This window comes from Bacillus cereus group sp. BfR-BA-01316 (assembly GCF_022664195.1).
Taxonomy (GTDB): domain Bacteria; phylum Bacillota; class Bacilli; order Bacillales; family Bacillaceae_G; genus Bacillus_A.
The window spans coordinates 70,341-85,764 of record NZ_JAKUGX010000004.1; the positions used below are offsets into that span (position 1 = coordinate 70,341).

A 15,424-nucleotide genomic window follows, 5' to 3' on the forward strand; every position below is an offset into this window, starting at 1 on the left:
ATTAACGATAAATCAAATGTCGGCGTGGCTTGGAAAAAGAGGCCATGTCATTCGTTTACGGTTTTGATACGGATGAAAAGCACAATCTAAACCTGTTTTTTTGTAGAAATTCTAAAAAATAGAGGACAGAAAATTGACTGTCTAAATGTTTTAGTCGTAAGTTTTAGCATTTAATTTGGCTTAATAGGAAATTCTATTGATAGCAAAGTCTTTACCTCATTTTTGTTTTAGAAAGGAGAGAAGTGGATGGAGTCAATATGGCTAGAGTACGCTTGGGCATTATTAATTCTAATTGGATTAGAAGGATTGTTATCGGCTGACAATGCCCTTGTCCTAGCGGTTATTGCGAAACATTTACCTGAAGAAGAGAAAAAAAGAGCTATAAATTACGGAATCATTATGGCCTTTGTTTTTCGATTTGCAGCCCTATTTGCGATTTCATTTATTGCAAATGTTTGGCAAATACAAGCAATAGGAGCAGCCTATCTTCTTTATTTAGGATTGAAGCATGTCATTCAGGCGCAATTCGGAAAAGAAAGTAAAAATATTCATGAGGACGATGAAAAGGAAGCGGCAGGTAAAAGCTACTGGTTCACAGTAGGAAAGATTGCATTAGCTGACCTTGCTTTCGCGATTGATTCAATATTAGCCGCAGTTGCTCTTGCTCTGGGGCTTCCGGATTCACCGCTTGACGATTTCGGTGGTATGGATGGAGGACAGTTCATTGTGGTACTTCTTGGTGGGATTGCTGGACTTATTTTAATTAAATTTGCTGCAACTTGGTTTGTTGGTCTTCTTGAGAAACGGCCAGCATTGGAAACAACGGCATATGCGATTGTTGCTTGGGTTGGTGTCAAATTAGCTGTAATTACACTGGCTCATGAGGATATTGGTATTTTAGACCATGATTTTCCGCACAGTACAACTTGGACTTTAATCTTCTATGGAGTATTAGTTGCTATCGCACTAATTGGTTGGTTTGCACCGGGAAATAAGTCATCCCAAAATAATCCCGAAAGGTAATAAAAAGGTCAGAGCATTATGTGCTTTGTCCTTTGTAATGATATTTATATTGTGTATTTTGGGATTTAACGCTATAATTACAGTGTTAAAGATGGAATCGTGATATGACCTGTTATGAATCTATCATTTTATTTATGAATAAATGGACTGGTATTTTAGCAAGATGTGCTAATAAACTACTCCACCATGATGATAACGTGCCAAAAATGTGGTGCGTATATTTTCGTGGTGGAGTTTTTTTTATTCTCAAAAAGGGGGAGTAACCATGAACGACAGCATGGTTCATATTACAATTGAAGGCAAAGAATATAGTGCTGAGTCTGGTTCGACTATACTAGGCGTTATAAATGAGAACGGAATTGAACATCCACAAATTTGTTACGTGCCGGAAGTGGATCCGATTCAAACGTGTGATACTTGTATTGTAGAAGTGAATGGAAAGCTTGTGCGATCGTGTTCTACAGTAGTGACGAACGGTATGAATATTGAGTTGTCCTCTACTAGTGCAAAGGCAGCGCAACATGAAGCGATGGACCGCTTATTAGAAAATCATTTACTTTACTGTACGGTATGTGACAACAATAACGGGAATTGTAAATTGCATAATACGGCAGAATTAATGGAAATTGAGCATCAAAAATATCCTTATGAGCCAAAGGTTGATGCAAGTGAAGTTGATATGTCTCATCCATTTTACCGCTATGATCCGAATCAGTGTATTGCGTGTGGTCAATGTGTAGAGGTGTGTCAAAACTTACAAGTAAATGAAACGTTATCTATTGATTGGGAGGCAGAGCGCCCTCGTGTTATTTGGGATGAAGGAGTAGAGATTAATGATTCTTCATGTGTAAGCTGCGGTCAATGTGTAACAATTTGTCCTTGTAATGCATTAATGGAGAAATCGATGCTCGGTGAAGCTGGATTTATGACAGGGTTAAAACCGGATATTCTTGAGCCTATGGTTGATCTTATTAAAGAGGTTGAACCTGGATATAGCGGTATTTTCGCCGTGTCAGAAGTAGAAGCTGCGATGCGCGACACTCGTACGAAAAAGACGAAAACAGTATGTACGTTTTGTGGTGTAGGTTGTTCATTTGAAGTATGGACGAAAGGGCGCAAAATTTTAAAGGTGCAACCAACTTCTGAGGCACCAGTTAATGCGATTTCTACTTGTGTAAAAGGAAAATTCGGTTGGGATTTCGTTAATTCTGAAAAACGACTTACGAAACCTTTAATTCGTAAAAATGGAGTGTTCGTTGAATCGACTTGGGAAGAGGCACTTCATGTAGTAGCGAATAAATTGGGCTCTATTAAAGAAGAGTACGGTAAAGGTTCAATCGGCTTTATCTCTTCTTCTAAAATTACGAATGAAGACAACTATGTTATTCAAAAATTAGCACGACAAGTGTTTGAAACGAACAATATTGATAACTGCTCACGTTATTGCCAATCACCAGCGACGGATGGATTGTTCCGTACAATTGGTATGGGCGGAGATGCAGGGACGATTAAAGATATCGCACAATCAGGCCTTGTTATTATTGTCGGTTGTAATCCAACAGAAGGTCATCCTGTGTTAGCGACTCGTGTGAAACGTGCACATAAACTTCACGGTCAAAAGCTAATTGTTGCAGATCTTCGTAAAACTGAAATGGCAGAGCGTTCAGATATCTTTATTAGTCCAAAGCAAGGGACGGACCAAGTATGGTTAATGGCTGTTACGAAATATATGATTGATCAAGGTTGGCATGATCGACAGTTCATCGACGAGAATGTGAACTTCTTTGAAGATTTCAAAGATAGCCTTAAAGAATATACGCTTGAATATGCAGAAGAGGTTACAGGTATTTCAAAAGAAACTCTCGTTCAAATGGCCGAGATGATTCGTGATGCAGATGGTACGTGTATTCTTTGGGGTATGGGTGTAACGCAAAATACGGGTGGTTCAGACACTTCCGCTGCGATTTCAAACTTACTTCTTGCAACAGGAAACTATCGTCGCCCAGGTGCTGGTGCATATCCACTTCGTGGTCATAACAACGTACAAGGTGCTTGTGATATGGGAACTCTTCCAGGCTGGCTACCAGGATATCAGCACGTTACTAACGACGTAGAACGTGCGAAATTTGAAATAGCTTACGGAGTAAAAATTGATAACAAACCAGGTCTAAATAATATTGAAATGCTTCACGCAATTGATGAAGGGAAAATGAAAGCTATGTATCTTGTTGGAGAGGATATGGCTCTTGTTGACTCTAACGCAAATCACGTACATGAAGTGTTATCAAGCCTTGAGTTCTTTGTCGTTCAAGATGTGTTCCTTTCTAAAACGGCACAATATGCAGATGTAGTATTACCGGCAGCGCCATCTCTTGAGAAAGAAGGTACTTTTACAAATACAGAGCGTCGTGTACAAAGGTTATATCAAGTACTTCCAACGCTAGGAGATGCGAAACCAGACTGGTGGATCGTGCAGGCAATTGCCAATAAGTTAGGCGCAAACTGGAACTATAATCATCCAAGTGAAATCTTTGCTGAAATGGCGAGTTTATCACCACTATTCGCACATGCAAACTATGAAGTGCTTGAAGGGTGGAACAGTTTCCACTGGGGAAGTTTTGACGGAACGAATACGCCGCTTCTATTCAAAGATGGATTTAACTTCCCGGACAAAAAGGCTCGTTTTGCGATAGCTGATTGGGTACGTCCTGCTGAATTCCCAGCAGAATACGATCTTCACATTAATAACGGTCGTATGCTTGAACATTTCCATGAAGGGAACATGACAAATAAATCAACTGGTATTCAATCGAAAGTACCAGGTGTTTTCGTCGAGGTTTCTCCAAAACTTGCAAGGGAACGTGGAGTGAAAACTGGTTCGTTAGTACGTCTTGTTTCTCCTTTTGGAGCACTTAAATTACGTGCACTTGTAACAGATCGTGTAAAAGCGAATGAGCTGTATTTACCGATGAACTCGACAGATAATGAAACGGCGATTAATTTCTTAACTGGTCCGGCGGTCGATCAACGTACAAATACGCCTGCATATAAACAAACGAAAGTGCGTATGGAAGTGTTACAAGTAGAAGGAGAGAATCCGATGCCAAAAACGAACCCACGTAATAAAAAGCGTCATCCTCAAAACGGTATTGAGGTAAATCGCAAGTGGGCTCGTCCAGGATACGTACACTTAACGGATAAAGTGAAACTTTAATCAGTGGGGGTTTTCTTTATCTCCCACTGATTATTAGTTGAACCAATCGGGCTTTTACAGGCAGTTGATCCCCCACCTAACTTCTTTGCTTTCGCTGAATTTTGAGGTAGGGGTCTTACTGCCCGTTAATGCGGGATAACTAGGGAGGAGAAAAGAATATGGCAGCACCTATTCAAGCGATTCAAAAGCAGGAGTTAACTGAGGCAGAACTCAAACAACAAAAACTCGAAGATTTAAAAGAACTGCTAGCTAATAATGAAGATGCTTTAAATCAAATGTTTAATATAGTAGGTGAATTAAATGACATCGGGATGCTGGAAGCTGCAAATTCTATGCTGAAAGCGAAAGAACCAATCGCAAAAATTGTTCTAGGCCAAGTCACTCGTGAACCAGTTACAAATTTAATTAATAATATGATGGGCGCGGCAGGAGCTTTAACAGAACTTGATCCGGAACTTACGAAAAAGCTTGTAGGTAGTGTATTAACAGGTATGGATGAAGGAAGCCAGCATTTGCAAAGCAATAAAAAAGTAGGAATATTAGACCTTATGAAAGTACTGAAAGACCCAGATATTAATCGTGCTATCGGATTTGGTCTTCATTTCTTAAAAGGTATGGGTAAAGGATTAAAAGAAGAATAGATAAGCAACAATAATAGTATTTCATATGTTGCTTGCGTACTTGAGATAATTGTAAAAGATGATCCATTTCGTCTCATTATTAAATAGTTTAGACGAAATGGTCATTTTGTTAAAATAGTTGTGATGGAATAATATTTGAGAAGATAGTAAGGAATAACTGGGGAGGAATGAGAGTATGTCAAAAATGGTACATGAATTTAATGATATGATCCGAAAGCTTCGAAAAGAGTTGTTCGGGAAAGGGCCGGAACGAATTCATACTGTATTTACTGAAAACATGGCGATTGCTACACTTTATGGGAATTTGACACCTACAGAGAAATTCATTTCGGGAACTATGGATGGTGCGGAAATGGTTCATATGGCTCGAACGAAAATGATTCAAGAAGTGTATGCGGCTAATCCTCATGAACATTTAGAAGAACTTGTTGGTGCGAAGTTGGTTCATCTGTTTTCTGATATGAAAGTAGATGAAGATATTGCAGTTTCAGTTTTTGTCTTTGATAAAAATATAACGTGAGAGAAGGATGCTCATCGTGAAATCGATTCAGGTGGAACGGGAAATTTTTAAATATGAGCAAGGGAAATTTAAACATATAGAGGACAGCATTGTAACAGAGTTTCCTGTTACGGTTAAAATTAACGGCCAGGAATTTGTTACAATGGTTAGTACTCCAGAGTATATTGAAGATATGGTAATTGGCTTTTTAGCCTCGGAAGGCATTATCCGAAAGTATGAAGATATTGATGAAATATGGGTGCAAGAAAAAGAAGGCTATGTACATGTAAAAACGACGAAAATCAATCCTTATTATCGTGACATGCAAAACAAACGTTATATTACTTCTTGCTGTGGAATGAGTAGGCAAGGATTTGTTTTCGCAAACGATGCGCTGACTGCGAAAGAAATGAATGATATTCGCGTAAAGATCTCTGCCGAGGATTGTTTTCGGTTAATGAATGATATGCAGCAATCTGCGTCTACGTTTCAACATACAGGCGGCGTTCATAACGCAGCTTTATGTGATGTGAGTGGAATTATTTTAAGCCGCATGGATATAGGAAGACATAACGCTTTAGATAAAATTTACGGCTATTGTTTAAAAAATAACATTTCGATTGGTGATAAAATTATTGTTTTTAGCGGACGTATCTCTTCTGAAATTCTATTGAAAGTTGCGAAAATTGGCTGTGAAGTAATATTGTCAAAATCAGCTCCAACTGAATTAGCATTAGAGCTAGCGGAGCAGTTAGGGATTACTACAATAGGCTTCATTCGTAATAAATCTTTAAATGTATATACGCATCCAGAGCGGATTGTAAATATAAAATAAGTAGAAACGAGGCAATAAATATGAAATCTGTTACATTAGACAAATTGGATCGTCCTTTAAAGGACTTGCGTATTTCTGTTACCGATCGTTGTAATTTTCGCTGTCGATATTGTATGCCGGAGGAAATATTTGGTCGTGATTATTCTTTTTTGTCTAATGATAAAATTTTATCTTTTGATGAAATTGAAAGGATTACACGTATTTTCGTTTCTTTAGGTGTAAGAAAGTTACGTATTACTGGGGGAGAGCCGTTACTTCGAAAAGACCTACCTGAACTCATACAACGGTTAAACGAAATTGACGGAGTAGAGGATATTGGTTTAACGACAAATGGATCATTACTTAAAAAATTTGCTCCGGATTTATATAAGGCGGGTTTATCTCGTGTGACAGTTAGTTTAGATTCTTTAAATGAAGAGAGATTTTCTTATTTAAATGGGAATAGAAGTAAAGTGAAAACTGTTCTTGTGGGAATACAGGCTGCAGCGGAAGCCGGAATGAAAATTAAAATGAACATGGTTGTGCAAAAAGGAAAAAATGAGCAAGACATCGTTCAGATGGCAGAGTACTTTAAAGAGAATAAGCATATCCTTCGATTCATTGAATATATGGATGTCGGCAATTATAACGGCTGGGAATTAGGTGAAGTAGTTTCTAAGCAAGAAATAGTAGAAATGATTCATAAAGTTATGCCGCTTGAAAAAATGGAAGCGAATTATCCTGGTGAAGTTGCGACACGTTATCGTTATATCGGTAGTGATGAAGAAATAGGAATTATTTCATCTGTAACAGATTCGTTCTGCTCATCATGTACAAGAGCACGTATTTCCGCAGAAGGAAAATTGTATACATGTTTGTTTGCTTCTAAAGGAAATGATCTTAAAGAATTACTTCGCTCCGGATATACGGATGAGGAAATTACTGATATTATTCGTGACATTTGGAATAATCGTTCAGATCGCTATTCAGATGAACGGTTAAGCGATACGAATAAAAAAACAATACCGAAAATTGAAATGTCGCATATCGGTGGCTGAGAAACCACTATGAATGTAGACTCTCTTTGTTAAAGTAAATAATGGGAAATGTGCAAGTTTTGTACACTTTCTATGAGTATAGTAAAAATGATGATTGATATTTCTGTAAGAGATATGCAGAGAGATTAAGCAGCATTCAAAAATCCTTACGATGTTAAGGTTTTTTGAAGCTGCTTTTTTTGATTAGAAAAATGGAGGAATCGATTATGGCATTTCATAAACCGGAACAAATCGCGGCACTTGTGATTGAATCCGGTGTTCAAAAGGTAAGGCAACCGCTATCCGCGATGCTTATTCTTGGCTTTTTAGGAGGAGCATTCATTTCGTTAGGATTTTTACTTAATATTCGTGTTCTAGGTAATGTACCGGAGCAATGGGGAAGTTTAGTCAATTTTATAGGAGGAGCAGTTTTTCCTATCGGACTTATGCTCGTTGTTTTAGCAGGAGGAGAATTAATTACGGGAAATATGATGTCAATGGCCATGGCACTTTATGCACGGAAAATTTCATTGAAACATGTGTTACACAATTGGGCGTGGGTCACTTTAACTAATTTCGCAGGTGCACTTTTCGTAGCGTATTGTTTCGGTCATCTTGGCGGGCTTACTGAGGGAGCATATTTAAATAAAACGATAGCGATAGCTCAAGATAAGTTACATGAATCTTTCGGAAGAACGTTAATTTTGGCAATTGGTTGTAACTGGCTCGTTTGCCTTGCGATTTGGTTAGCTTATGGAACGAACGATTTGATCGGAAAGATTGTTGGAATTTGGATTCCGATTATGGCGTTTGTCGTAATTGGATTTCAGCAAGTAGTAGCAAATATGTTTGTCATTTCAGCCGTTATCTTTGCGGGGCATCTTACGTGGATGGATCTTGCGAAAAACTTTGTGCCTGTCTTTATCGGAAATGTAATTGGCGGAGCGGGATTTGTTGGATTCGCTTATTTTTCTTGTTATCAGAAACAAAGTGCTATCGAGAAAGATGTATTGAAAAAATAATCGAATAGGAAGCACATTTTCAAATGAAAGGAAGGCTATCTCATGATAGAGCGATATTCACGGCAACAGTTGTTCACTCCTATTGGAAGAGAAGGACAAGAGAAGATTAGAAATAAGCATGTGCTGATAGTGGGGGCAGGTGCATTAGGAAGTGCAAGTGCCGAAAGCTTTGTACGTGCTGGTATCGGGAAATTAACGATTATTGATCGTGATTACGTAGAATGGAGTAATTTACAGCGGCAACAACTATACGCTGAACGAGATGCGATAGAAAAGTTACCAAAAGCAATTGCAGCACAGGATCGGTTAAAACAAATTAATTCAGAAGTACAAATTCAAGCTCTTGTGATGGATGCAAGAGTGGATAATATGGAAGCTTTATTAGAAGATGTCGATGTCATCATTGATGCAACAGACAATTTTGATATTCGATTCGTAATCAATGACTTATCACAAAAATATAACATTCCTTGGATTTACGGTTCTTGTGTCGGAGGTTATGGCATGAGCTATACAATTATTCCGAAGAAAACACCGTGCTTACATTGTGTGTTGAAAAGTGTTCCTGTTACAGGAGCGACATGTGACACAGTTGGAATCATTAGTCCAGCTGTTCAAATCGTCGCTGCCTATCAAGTAGCAGAAGCATTCAAAATTTTAGTAGAAGATTACGCAGCAATTAGAAAAACTTTTTTAATGTTTGATATATGGAGTAATCAACATCACTCAATCAAACTAGGAAAAATAAAAACGGAAAACTGTCCTTCGTGCGGAACAAATAGAACTTATCCTTATTTATCTTACGAAAACCAAACGAAGACAGCTGTTTTATGCGGAAGAAATACAGTTCAAATTAGACCGGCGCATAATAGTCATTACAACTTTGACGATTTAGAAAAAGTATTAAAAAAACACGGAAAAATAGAGCGGAATCCATATTTGCTGTCTTGCCAATTAGAAGATTACCGCATCGTCATTTTTCAAGATGGTCGTGTATTTATTCACGGAACGAATGAAGTTCAAAAAGCGAAACAACTATATTATCGGTTATTAGGCTAATAGAAAGGGATTGGTAATGATGGAAAGAAGAGTGCCGATTACAGTTGAAGAGGCTGTCTGTAAAGTAATGGGATTTGCTAATTGTGGTGTAAAAGAACTAGTACCACTTGAATTAGCATACGGGCGTACATTAGCAGAAGATTTAGTAGCAGATCACGATGTCCCTTCCTTTGATCGCTCGCCATATGATGGATTCGCTATTAGGGCAGAAGATACGATATGGGCAAGTCATGAGAATCCAATTGTATTTGAAATAATCGGTGAAATTGGAGCAGGTTCCGTATTCTCTAAAGAAGTAGGAGCGTTTCAAACAGTTCGAATTATGACAGGGGCACAAATTCCGAAAGGATGTAACGCGGTCGTCATGCTAGAACTGACTCGTCATCGTCAATACGAGAATATCGGAAAAAGCTATATGGAAGTGAAACGCTCATTTAAAGAAGGGGACAATATATCCTTTCAAGGTGAAGATGCACGTAAAGGAACCGTTCTCGCAAAAAGGGGTTGTTGCATTAATCCAGGTATTTTGGCTCTTCTTGCTACATTCGGTTACAGTGAAGTGCCAGTTGCGAAAAAGCCTGTAATCGGACTATTGGCGACAGGAAGTGAGCTTCTTCATGTTGATGAACTATTACAACCAGGGAAAATCCGAAATAGTAATACGTATATGATAGCGTCTCAAATTAGAAGAGCGGGTGGAAGAGTAAAATACTTCGGGAAGTTTAGCGACGATTTGAATACGTGCTACGAAGCAGTGAAAAAAGCGTTAAGTGAAGTGGATATGTTAATTACAACTGGTGGTGTTTCGGTCGGAGATTACGATTATTTGCCAGCGATATATGAAAAGTTAGGTGCATCAGTTCTCTTCAATAAAGTTGCAATGAGGCCAGGAAGTGTCACGACCGTAGCGCAATTAAAAGGAAAATTATTATTCGGATTATCAGGTAATCCTTCTGCTTGTTACGTAGGCTTTGAATTATTCGTAAAACCTAGCATTCGTACGTATATGTTTAGTGAAACACCACATGTGAAACGAGAAAAAGCAATACTTGGAGAAGATTTTCTAAAACCGAATCCATTTACAAGATTTGTACGAGCAAAGCTCCAGTATAACGAAGGCCAACTAGTCGCTTATCCATCAGGATTTGATAAATCTAGTTCCGTTTCTTCATTAGCAGAATCAAACATTTTTATCGTACTACTAGGCGGTACGAGAGGATATAAGAAAGGAATGCTTGTCGACATTCTTTTATTAGAAGATAACGAAGGTAGTGAATGGCCTTGGGCATTCCGAAAAGTAGGGAGAGGTTTTGATGGGACAAGCACGATTTGAAATTGTAGATACTCCGATTGTAGTTGAAGAAGTAACGAATAAAGTAGTAAGACGAGAAGCAGGAGCGATTACAGCTTTTATTGGAACGGTTAGAGAATTAACGAAAGGAAAACGAACGTTACATCTTGAGTATGAAGCATATAAACCGATGGCAGTAAAAAAGCTTACTGCAATTGGAGAAGAGATTAAGAAACAGTGGCCGGATGCAAAAATAGCAATCACGCACCGAGTAGGGCGATTAGAAATAATGGATATTGCCGTTGTCATTGCAGTATCGTCACCACATCGTAAAGTGGCATATGAAGCGAATGAATACGCAATTGAACGTATAAAGAAAATCGTCCCAATTTGGAAAAAAGAATTTTGGGAAGATGGGACGAAGTGGATTGGAGATCAACTTGAAAATACTCTATATCCAGAAGGAAAACCAAAGAAAGAAGAATGAGAGAATGATTACAATTTTACTGTTCGCAAATTTACGAGAAGAAGTCGGCTCAGAGAGGTTAGTAATAATAGAAAAACAAGAGATGAATGTTCAGCAATTAAAAAAATGGCTGGAAGATAAGTATCAATTACAGACGCTACATAAAGTTATGGTAGCGATTAACGAAGAATTTGTAACGGACGAAAATACTGTAAAGGCTGGAGATACCGTGGCGTTTATCCCGCCTGTAAGTGGAGGTTAATTCTTTCTATTTGAATATCTTATCTTTCATACGTTAGGGAGGATCATTATGAGTGAGTTTTCGCACTGGAACAAAGAGGGAAGAGCTAAAATGGTTGATATTTCTCAAAAGGATATTTCAACACGTACAGCTGTTGCGCAAAGTACAATTTCTTTATCAAATGAATTATTTGAGGCAATTCAAAGTGGCGGATTGAAAAAAGGTGACCCGCTCCAAGTGGCGCAAGTTGCCGGGATTATCGGTGCTAAAAAAACATCCGATATTATTCCGATGTGTCACCCGATATTAATACAAGGAACAGATTTTTCGTTCCATTATGAAAAGACAAGTGATGGGTATGAGTTAATCATAAGAGCAACAGTAACATGCAGTGGGAAAACAGGGGTAGAAATGGAAGCATTAACTGCCGTATCAATCGCAGCTCTTACTTTTTACGATATGTGTAAAGCTGTTGATAAAACGATGGTCATGAAAGAAACGTATTTAGTGCAAAAAACGGGTGGGAAAAGCGGAGACTTTTTTCATAAAGTGAAATGATTATAATGGAAGGAATGAGTTTTATGATTACTCACGAACAAATTATGAATGCTTTAAGCCATGTAGAAGATCCAGAGTTACACAAAAGTATTGTGGAATTAAACATGGTTAGAAATATAAAAATTGATGGTACAGAAGTTGGGCTAGAAGTAGTTTTAACGATACAAGGTTGTCCGTTAAAGGCGAAAATTCAACAAGATATTGAAGACTCACTTCGAAACATTGGGGCATCAAAAGTTTCTTTAACATTCGGCTCGATGACACCGGAAGAACGAGCAGCATTAACAGCCTCTTTAAAGAAAGAGGCTAGAACAGAAACAGGCATGCCTAGTATGCTGCGACCTGATTCAGGTGTACGTTTTATTACAGTAACGAGCGGCAAAGGAGGAGTCGGAAAATCAACTGTGACAATTAACCTTGCTACTGCGTTAGCGCGTATGGGTAAAAAGGTTGGGATTTTAGATGCAGATATATATGGGTTCAGTATTCCAGCAATGATGGAAACGAATGAAAAACCAACAATGATCGATCAAACGGCAATTCCAGTCGTAAGTCATGGTGTTAAAATTATGTCGATGGGATTCTTCACAGAAGGGAATAACCCAGTAATGTGGCGCGGACCAATGTTAAACAAATGGATTCAAAACTTCCTCGCGAACACGCACTGGGGAGAACTAGACTATCTTCTTCTTGACTTACCACCTGGAACAGGGGACGTTGCGATAGATGTTGCTGCGATGATTCCACAAGCGAAGGAAATTATCGTTACAACGCCTCATAATGTAGCTTCGTTTGTCGCATCTAGAGTAGGAGTAATGGCCAAACATACGAAACACGATATTTTAGGTATCGTTGAAAATATGGCATATTACGAAGAACAAGATGGTTCAAGAAACTATCTCTTCGGAAAAGGCGGTGGTGAAATGTTAGCAGAACAACTGCAAACAGAAGTGATCGCCCAAATACCGTTTGTAAAACGTGAAGAAAATAATGGTTCATGTGTGTATGATGAAGATTCGCTCGTTGGGGAGATTTTTACGTCTTTAGCGGAGGATATTATTTATAATGAATAAACTAGTGTAAAAGTAAAAGGGGAGATACATAAACGCTATGTATCTCCCTTTTACTTTTTTATGAATCATTCCAATAAATATGAAGGTATATTTACGATTGTAGTAGCTTAGAAACCATTTGCGGAATTTGATCTGCCTGTGAAACCATACTAAGTGCAACTTCAGTTAATAACTTAAACTTTAAAAAGATCGCTCATCTCTTGCGCCATATCCGCATCTTCAATTCGAGAAGCAGCATCTGTTAATGCCATGCTTTGGCTATTTAAGTTTTCTATATTAAATTGTAAACGATTGATCATAGAGCCGAGATCAGCACGATGAAGTGATACATTTTGCAAAGCTTCTTCAATTTTACGAATCGCTACTCTTGCTTCTTGCTCAGTTGAAATCTTTATGTCATGTTGTGTAGGGGAAGGGGAAATATGTTTCGTGATATCTACTGTATGACCGATATCATCTAACGTAACAGGACGGTTTTGACCGTCAAATATGGATAAATCGTTAAATTCAGTCGTCTCACCAATATAGCCAATTTGCTCTGTTAAAGATTGAAACTCTTTATTCAGTGAATCACGGTTTTTATTTGAATTTGTACCGTTCGCAGATTGAACAGCTAAATCACGCATGCGCTGCAAAATATTCGTAACAGTTTGAAGGGCAGCTTCTGCTGTACGAAGCATTGATATCGCATCTTCATTATTACGAATCGCAACACGCATACCGCTTGCCCTCGCATGCATACGAGTTACAATTGCAATGTTCGCCGGATTATCAGAAGCATCATTCAACTTCTTACCAGTCGCCAAATGCTCCATCGCAACATTCATACGTTTCTCATTCTCATACAACGACTGCCTAGCATTCATACTCAAAACATTCGTACTAATACGCATAATAGACACTCCTTATAGATTGATATAGAGTCGGTGTTCTAAAACTAATAAACGGCTACGAAAAGAAAAAGGGCTTATGCTCATTTCCTGTTTGTGTTTTAACATAGGAGGGGATTGAAATAGGCACTAACCACTTCTACACATCGCGGATGCTCTCTTCCACCTAAAAAAAGAAAGGTTTTACAAATAATTCATTTATCCCGCATTAACGGCGATAAGATTTCCGCCTGAAAACTAGGAAGAAGCAAAGAAGTTAGGCGGGAAATCAACCGTCCGTAAAAGCCCGATTGGTTCAACTAATAATCAGTGGGGTAAAGCTCCCACTGATTAAAGTTTCACTTTATATAGAAAAAACAAACCTCCCCGCAAGCAGAGAGGTTTATTCATGAAGCTAACTCAAATGGCTTATTGTAATAATTTAGAAACCATTTGTGGAGTTTGGTTTGCTTGAGAAAGCATGCTGATACCAGCTTCGTTCAAGATTTTGAACTTAGTCATTTCAGACATTTCTTTCGCCATGTCAGCGTCTTCGATTTGAGAAGCAGCTGAAGCCATGCTTGATTGTTGGCTCTTAAGGTTATTTACGTTAAAGTCAAGACGGTTTAATGTAGCACCAAGTTCAGCACGGTTGTTTGCAATCATTTCAAGAGCACTATCAATAGCAGTTGCTGCTTGTAATGAAGCTGGTTTGTCTGCACCGCCAGCTGCTGGAGCTGCCGTTGTTGTTTTCGGAGTAAGGTCCTTAATTTTATTTGTAATTGTAGAAACGTCGTCGCCTGTATTAAAGTTATCTAATAAATCTGTTAGCTCTTGTACAGAAGCCCCAGTATATCCTGATTTATTAGTATTCCATTTGTCTTTAAATGTATCGACAGCAGTTTTAATTCCATCGTCATCACCAGTAGCGGCAACTAGCGCTTCGTTTAATTTTGTAATTGCCTCTTTTACGTTTGTAACTTCAGGAGAATCAGTAACAGGCGGTTTAACTTCTGCATCTCCGCCGATATTTAATTGGTCAATTCCTAGAGCTTTACTTGTAGCACTTCCTAGTTTAATGCCCAGTTGTTTATCTGCGTCATCAGAATCTAAAGTTTGGATTTTAATCACAGTATCGCCCGTTTGTGTGTCTTCAACGCCATTTAATAGAGCTTTATCATTAAACTGAGTATTCTTTGCGATGTAATCAATTTGCCCTTTTAACGCAGAGAATTCTTTGTTTAAAGCATTTTGGTTTTCTTTTGTATTTGTACCAGTTGCAGATTGGTTGGCGATATCACGCATACGAAGTAAGATGTTAGATACAGAGTTTAAAGCTGAGTCAGCTGTACGGATTAAAGACATACCGTTTTGCGTGTTGTCAGCTGCAACACCTAATCCGCTTTCACGAGCACGCATGCGAGTTGCGATAGCAAGACCTGCTGCATCGTCAGAAGCGTTATTGATACGTTTACCGCTTGATAAACGGTCCATAGCGTTGCTCATTTTTGCTTGGTTTTGGCGCATGTATTCTTGCGTACACATGCTATTAATGTTTGTATTGATTCTCATGTGAAGAACCCCCATTTTTTTATATTGATTTTTCTGCAAATTGAA

Annotated in this window: 14 protein-coding genes and 2 pseudogenes; 14 read left to right on the plus strand and 2 right to left on the minus strand. The window is 38.4% G+C overall.

Annotation, left to right across the window (positions count from 1 at the left end):
• The first annotated feature begins 246 nt into the window (after positions 1–246).
• From MR071_RS04945 to MR071_RS05010, 14 genes and pseudogenes are all read left to right on the plus strand, one after another.
• Entirely contained in the window at positions 247–1,023 is a 777-nt protein-coding gene (locus MR071_RS04945) for a TerC family protein (RefSeq protein WP_105583922.1), read from the plus strand.
• A 104-nt stretch (positions 1,024–1,127) separates the two neighbouring features.
• Positions 1,128–1,320 (plus strand): annotated as a pseudogene (locus MR071_RS04950) (hypothetical protein).
• Positions 1,289–4,237 carry a formate dehydrogenase subunit alpha gene (fdhF, locus tag MR071_RS04955; protein ID WP_242235260.1) on the plus strand — a complete coding sequence of 983 codons (2,949 nt, stop codon included), beginning with the start codon at positions 1,289–1,291 and terminating at the stop codon, positions 4,235–4,237. The pseudogene MR071_RS04950 and the gene fdhF overlap by 32 nt, the downstream one beginning before the upstream one ends.
• 158 nt (positions 4,238–4,395) lie before the next feature.
• Complete coding sequence (locus tag MR071_RS04960) at positions 4,396–4,878, plus strand: helical membrane plugin domain-containing protein (RefSeq protein WP_105583920.1); 483 nt, start codon at positions 4,396–4,398, stop codon at positions 4,876–4,878.
• A 175-nt stretch (positions 4,879–5,053) separates the two neighbouring features.
• Positions 5,054–5,398, plus strand: coding sequence for a Na-translocating system protein MpsC family protein (locus MR071_RS04965; RefSeq protein ID WP_000041502.1), 345 nt, complete (start codon positions 5,054–5,056; stop codon positions 5,396–5,398).
• Between the two features lie 16 nt (positions 5,399–5,414).
• Positions 5,415–6,212, plus strand: a complete 798-nt coding sequence (gene fdhD, locus MR071_RS04970; protein WP_105583919.1) for a formate dehydrogenase accessory sulfurtransferase FdhD — start codon at positions 5,415–5,417, stop codon at positions 6,210–6,212.
• 20 nt (positions 6,213–6,232) lie between these two features.
• Positions 6,233–7,249, plus strand: a complete 1,017-nt coding sequence (gene moaA / locus MR071_RS04975; protein WP_105583918.1) for a GTP 3',8-cyclase MoaA — start codon at positions 6,233–6,235, stop codon at positions 7,247–7,249.
• 206 nt (positions 7,250–7,455) lie between these two features.
• Complete coding sequence (locus MR071_RS04980; protein ID WP_142395714.1) at positions 7,456–8,250, plus strand: formate channel; 795 nt, start codon at positions 7,456–7,458, stop codon at positions 8,248–8,250.
• 42 nt (positions 8,251–8,292) lie between these two features.
• Positions 8,293–9,309, plus strand: a complete 1,017-nt coding sequence (locus tag MR071_RS04985; protein WP_105583917.1) for a molybdopterin-synthase adenylyltransferase MoeB — start codon at positions 8,293–8,295, stop codon at positions 9,307–9,309.
• A gap of 19 nt (positions 9,310–9,328) precedes the next feature.
• Positions 9,329–10,642, plus strand: a complete 1,314-nt coding sequence (locus MR071_RS04990; protein ID WP_242235359.1) for a molybdopterin molybdotransferase MoeA — start codon at positions 9,329–9,331, stop codon at positions 10,640–10,642.
• Positions 10,623–11,087 carry a molybdenum cofactor biosynthesis protein MoaE gene (locus MR071_RS04995; protein WP_105583916.1) on the plus strand — a complete coding sequence of 155 codons (465 nt, stop codon included), beginning with the start codon at positions 10,623–10,625 and terminating at the stop codon, positions 11,085–11,087. The genes MR071_RS04990 and MR071_RS04995 overlap by 20 nt, the downstream gene beginning before the upstream one ends.
• 4 nt (positions 11,088–11,091) lie before the next feature.
• The gene (gene moaD, locus MR071_RS05000; protein WP_105583915.1) at positions 11,092–11,328 is read left to right on the plus strand and encodes a molybdopterin converting factor subunit 1; all 237 of its coding nucleotides are present in this window, start codon (positions 11,092–11,094) and stop codon (positions 11,326–11,328) included.
• A 48-nt stretch (positions 11,329–11,376) separates the two neighbouring features.
• Positions 11,377–11,865 carry a cyclic pyranopterin monophosphate synthase MoaC gene (moaC, locus tag MR071_RS05005; RefSeq protein WP_105583914.1) on the plus strand — a complete coding sequence of 163 codons (489 nt, stop codon included), beginning with the start codon at positions 11,377–11,379 and terminating at the stop codon, positions 11,863–11,865.
• A gap of 5 nt (positions 11,866–11,870) precedes the next feature.
• On the plus strand, positions 11,871–12,938 hold the full coding sequence (locus MR071_RS05010) for a P-loop NTPase (protein ID WP_105584308.1): 1,068 nt from the start codon (positions 11,871–11,873) through the stop codon (positions 12,936–12,938).
• Positions 12,939–13,029: 91 nt separating this feature from the next.
• On the opposite strand, the pseudogene MR071_RS05015 reads toward MR071_RS05010, so the two are convergent.
• Positions 13,030–13,831, minus strand: a pseudogene (locus tag MR071_RS05015) (flagellin N-terminal helical domain-containing protein).
• A 405-nt stretch (positions 13,832–14,236) separates the two neighbouring features.
• The gene (locus MR071_RS05020) at positions 14,237–15,379 is read right to left on the minus strand and encodes a flagellin N-terminal helical domain-containing protein (RefSeq protein WP_105583913.1); all 1,143 of its coding nucleotides are present in this window, start codon (positions 15,377–15,379) and stop codon (positions 14,237–14,239) included.
• Positions 15,380–15,424 lie beyond the last annotated feature (45 nt).